Annotated in this window: 4 protein-coding genes; all 4 read right to left on the minus strand. The window is 62.6% G+C overall.

Annotated elements, in window-relative coordinates; translation table 11 throughout:
• Positions 1-31 precede the first annotated feature (31 nt).
• A complete protein-coding gene (gene spy / locus HMPREF9538_RS04680) occupies positions 32-517 on the minus strand; it encodes an ATP-independent periplasmic protein-refolding chaperone Spy (protein ID WP_004217130.1) in 486 nt (161 codons plus the stop codon).
• Between the two features lie 344 nt (positions 518-861).
• The gene (gene astE, locus HMPREF9538_RS04675) at positions 862-1,827 is read right to left on the minus strand and encodes a succinylglutamate desuccinylase (protein ID WP_009486061.1); all 966 of its coding nucleotides are present in this window, start codon (positions 1,825-1,827) and stop codon (positions 862-864) included.
• A 9-nt stretch (positions 1,828-1,836) separates the two neighbouring features.
• The gene (gene astB / locus HMPREF9538_RS04670) at positions 1,837-3,162 is read right to left on the minus strand and encodes an N-succinylarginine dihydrolase (RefSeq protein ID WP_009486062.1); all 1,326 of its coding nucleotides are present in this window, start codon (positions 3,160-3,162) and stop codon (positions 1,837-1,839) included.
• Positions 3,159-4,485: succinylglutamate-semialdehyde dehydrogenase (astD, locus tag HMPREF9538_RS04665; protein WP_009486063.1), on the minus strand; the 1,327-nt coding region annotated here is incomplete at its 5' end. The genes astD and astB, both read right to left, overlap by 4 nt.

A 4,485-nucleotide genomic window follows, 5' to 3' on the forward strand; every position in this document is an offset into this window, starting at 1 on the left:
AAGACCGGCGGTCTTGATTCAGTGCGCTACATTATTCAGCAGGTGCAGGCATTTTACCTGCCGGCGCGTTGCGTTCTGTCAGATGCTTCTCAAAATTAGCATTGAACTGTTTTTTCTGCTCTGGGGTCAGAATGTTGTAGATCTTGTTCTGCGTTTCCAGGCGGGACAGCGCCATCGCTTTATGCTGCGCTTCCATCTTATCGATCTGCGCTTCCGCCTTCGCCTTATCGAAGGTGTCGCTGGCGATCAGATCGTGCATCGCGCGGCGTTCTTCAAGGGACGGACGTTTCATATTTTCGCGCTGGCTCTTCATGATGTCGCGGATCTGCTGCTTCTGCGCATCGGTCAGGTTCAGGCCTTTAAACATCATGTCATGCTGACCCGGGCCGCCTTTATGATGCATCATCATCGGCTTGCTGTCGCTCGGCGCGGTGGTGGTATCGGCGGCGTGTGCCAGGTTAGCCGCGCCCAGAGCCAGAGTAGAGGCAACAAACAGTGCAGTGAGTTTCTTCATCATTCAATCCTTACTTTACGTTATTCTTACGGCGCGTTGCCGTGTTGACGAGATTAACTTTACGACGTTAATCGTCAATTAGTCAGAGCAAGAGTAAAACAATGAAAGTGTAAAAAACAGTTTCTCGCCAATTATGGAGAAAATAAGGAATTTAGCCGAAGAATTGCAATAAAAAATAAATAACTTACTGTTTTGCAGAGAAATTATGGAGAGTATAAAGGAGGGGAGATTAAAAACAAAGCATTTTACCAGGAATAATCTGCAAATTTACACTGGAGCACGAAAAAAATAAGATGGCGAAAAAAGACGCGCGAAATAAAGCAGGCCGCCCGGCGGACGGCTTGCCCTCAGGATAATTTCTCCAGCATCAGGCCGGCGCGCAGTCCTTTCGCCACCGTCGGGTTAGGAAACAGAACATACTCCGGCTCAGGCCCCACCACATACCGCGTCTCGCCCTCCTCCGCCAGCAGCGTGCCGGGTTCGAAGGGGGTGAAGTTCAGCGTCTGATCCGCCATATGCAAGCGGAAATCATCGCTATGGCGGGTTAGCTGCTGTACCACCCGGTAGCGCAGCGGCGCCGGGGCGTCGGCAATGGCCAGATCCCCCACCAGCAGCCGGGAGAGCGCCCGCTGGACGGCGGCAAACTGCGTCAGATCGTTTTCCCCCAACGGCAGCGCTTTGCCCAGCTCAAGGGTGCAGGCCAGCGCCGCGAACCGTTCGCAGCTGAAGTGGGTGAAGGTCCCGCCGGGCTGGCGATGAAACACCAGCGCCTCCAGCCCGGCGCCGCCCAGCCAGTGAAGAAAATCCTCCTCCCACGGCGTATCGCGGGCCGGGAGCACGCCGAAGCGCGGATGTAGCGACCCGCGGATCGCGGTATGCAGATCGAGGTGCCAGCGCGGGCCATCGTGGTCGCGATAAAAGCGGGCCACCGCCTGCTCCAGCCGCTGCGCCCGCTGCGTCTCCTCACTGAGCGGAAACTGCCGCCAGCGCTCGCCAAACATGCGGTTCATATCGCTGTGCAGATAGCGCTTATTCGCCCGCAGCGCTGGTGGGTTTCCGACGATCACCAGCAGCCGCCAGCGCAGCGGGAGCGCCTCCCGGACCAGTCGCTGCACCAGCTGGTCGACTATCTCCACCGGCGCCGTTTCGTTGCCATGAATGGCGCAGGAAAGTACCAGCCCGCGCTCGCAGCGCGCATGCGGCGTCAGCTCAAGGATCCCCTCCCCCTGCCAGTGCCAGCGGAAATAAGCCGTCTCGCCGTGAAAGTGATGGGGCAATCGCCCCGCCAGGGTTAATGCCAGAAAATGTTCCACCGCGCCCCCTTATTGCTGAAATGGATAAACCGAACCGAGCTGCAGGATCTGGGTCAACCGATCCAGCGCGTCGCGCCCTTTCCGCAGCAGCTGCGGGTCGGCGAGGTCGGCCTGGGTGAGACGATCGCGATAGTAGCGATCCACCCAGTCATTGAGGGTGGCAAACAGCGTATCGTTCATCAGGACGTGCGGATTGACCGCCTGATACTCCTCGGCCGTCAACACCACCCGCAGGCGCAGGCACGCCGGACCGCCGCCGTTGGCCATGCTCTCGCGCAGATCGAACACCCGCAGGTCGGCGATAGGGTTATCCCCGGCCAGCAGCTCATTGAGGTATTCCCAGACGCCGGCATGCTCCTGCGCTTCCTGAGGCAGGATAAGCGCCATGCTGCCATCCGCCCGGCTCACCAGCTGGCTGTTGAACAGATAGGTGGCAACCGCCTCTGCCACCGAGACCCGGCTGGCGGGAACCACCAGCGGCGTAAAACCCGGCACCCGCTGCGCCAGCTGCTGGAGAAGCGCGGTCTGGTCGGCAAAGGCCTGCTCATGGCAGAACAGGACCTGACGGTTGCTCACCGCGATGACGTCGTTATGAAAAACCCCCGTGTCGATCGCCGCCGGATGCTGGCGGGCGAAGATCAGCTGGCGGGGATTGACCTGATTGAGGCGCGCTACCGCCTGGCTGGCCTCAAGGGTTTGCCGCGCCGGATAGCGACGCGGCGCCTCCTCGCTCCCCCGGCGGCGGCCATAGACAAAGAGCTGGACGCCGGGAGCGCCATACTCGCCGCCGAGACGATTATGGTTCGCCGCCCCTTCGTCGCCAAACCAGGCCGAGGCGGGCAGCGCCGGGTGGATAGCAAATCGCGTGCGGTCGGGGAAAATCGTCTGCAGCAGCGCCTCTGTGGTCGGTGCTTCGCTGGCGCGGTGGAATTTATCCTGCAGATTCGCCACCGTCAGGTGCACCAGGCCATCCAGCGAATCGGCGGAGGGACACACCGTCGCCGCGTTCGCCACCCACATCGCCGAGGCCGAACTCACCGCCGACAGCAGATCCGGCTCCTGCTGCGCCACCCGGGCCACCACCTGCTCATCGCTGCCGCTAAAGCCCAGCTGGCGCAGAAGCGGCACGTTGGGACGCTCCTGCGGCGGGATCACCGCCTGCGGGTAGCCAGCGTCGGCGAGGGCTTTCATTTTTTTCAGCCCCTGCTTGGCCGCCAGCTGCGGGTTAGACACCCGATAGCGATGCCGGGTGGAAGCCTCATTGCCAAAGGAGAGCCCGGCGTAGTGATGGGTCAGCCCGGGCAGACCGTCAAAGTTGACTTCGCGGGCGGTCATGACGCCTCCCCGGCCAGAAAGTCGAGCCCCGGGCTCAGGCTGGCGGGCAGCGTCAGGGTCGGCGATTCAAGGCTGGCCATCGGCCAGGCGCAATAATCGGCGGCATACCAAGCCCCCGGACGATGGTTACCGGACGCCCCGGTGCCGCCGAACGGCGCGGTACTCGCCGCCCCGGTCAGCGGTTTGTTCCAGTTAACTATCCCTGCCCGCGCCTCGAGCAGCAGTCGATCGAACTTCTCCCGTTCCGGGGAGATTAACCCACAGGAGAGGCCGAAGCGGGTAGTGTTGGCTAAGGCAATCGCCTCCTCGAAAGTGTCGTAGCGCCAGACCCCAAGCAGCGGGCCAAACACCTCTTCATCCTCGACATTGGCCACGTCGCTCATGTCGACAATCCCCGGCGTTAGCAGCGACGTCCCGGCCTGCAATAACCGCGGCTCCAGCAGGGTGACCGCGCCAGCGGCGACCCGCTGCAGCCAGGCCTGATGCACTTTCTGCGCGGCTTGTTCAGAGATAAGCCCGCCGAGAAACGGCTGCGGCTCGGCGTCCCACGCCGCCGGGATCAGCCGTTGGCTCACCGTCACCAGCCGGGAGAGGAAGGCATCGCCCGCCTCTCCGCGTCGGACCAGCAGACGCCGGGCGCAGGTGCAGCGCTGGCCAGCGGTAATAAAGGCGGACTGGATGGTCAGATGCACCGCGGCATCCACGTCCCGCGGATCGTCGACGATCAGCGGGTTATTGCCGCCCATCTCCAGCGCGAGGATCTTCTGCGGTTGCCCGGCCAGTTGGCGATGCAGATGAAAACCGGTGGTTGAGCTGCCGGTAAACAGCAGTCCGTCGATATCCGCCTGGCCGCTGAGCGCCTCGCCGGTTTCCCGACCGCCCTGCACCAGGTTGAGCACCCCGGCGGGCAGGCCGGCCTGCTGCCATAGTTTCACCACCGCTTCGCCGCTGCGCGGGGTGAGTTCGCTGGGTTTAAAGACCACGGTATTGCCCGCCAGCAGCGCCGGCACGATGTGCCCGTTCGGCAGATGGCCGGGAAAGTTATAGGGGCCAAACACCGCCAGTACGCCGTGCGGCCGGTGACGCAGCGTGGCGGCGCCGTCGGGCAGGTCGCTGTGCTGTTCGCCGGTGCGGACGTGGTAGGCCTTCACCGAGATCGCCACCTTGTTGATCATCGCCGTCACTTCCCCGGCCGCCTCCCAGCGCGGCTTTCCGGTCTCGGCGCCGATAACCGCCGTCAGCTCCGCCTTACTGGCTTCCAGCAGAGCGGCAAACTTTTCAACGATCGCCTGACGGGCGGCAAACGGCAGCCGCGCCCAGGAC

Source organism: Klebsiella sp. MS 92-3 (genome assembly GCF_000195655.1).
In the GTDB taxonomy this organism is placed as follows: Bacteria; Pseudomonadota; Gammaproteobacteria; order Enterobacterales; family Enterobacteriaceae; genus Klebsiella; species Klebsiella pneumoniae.

Coding starts and splice junctions, on each gene's coding strand:
- spy (WP_004217130.1), bottom strand. CDS start 517: ATGATGAAGAAACTCACTGCACTGTTTGTTGCCTCTACTCTGGCTCTG.
- astB (WP_009486062.1), bottom strand. CDS start 3,162: ATGACCGCCCGCGAAGTCAACTTTGACGGTCTGCCCGGGCTGACCCAT.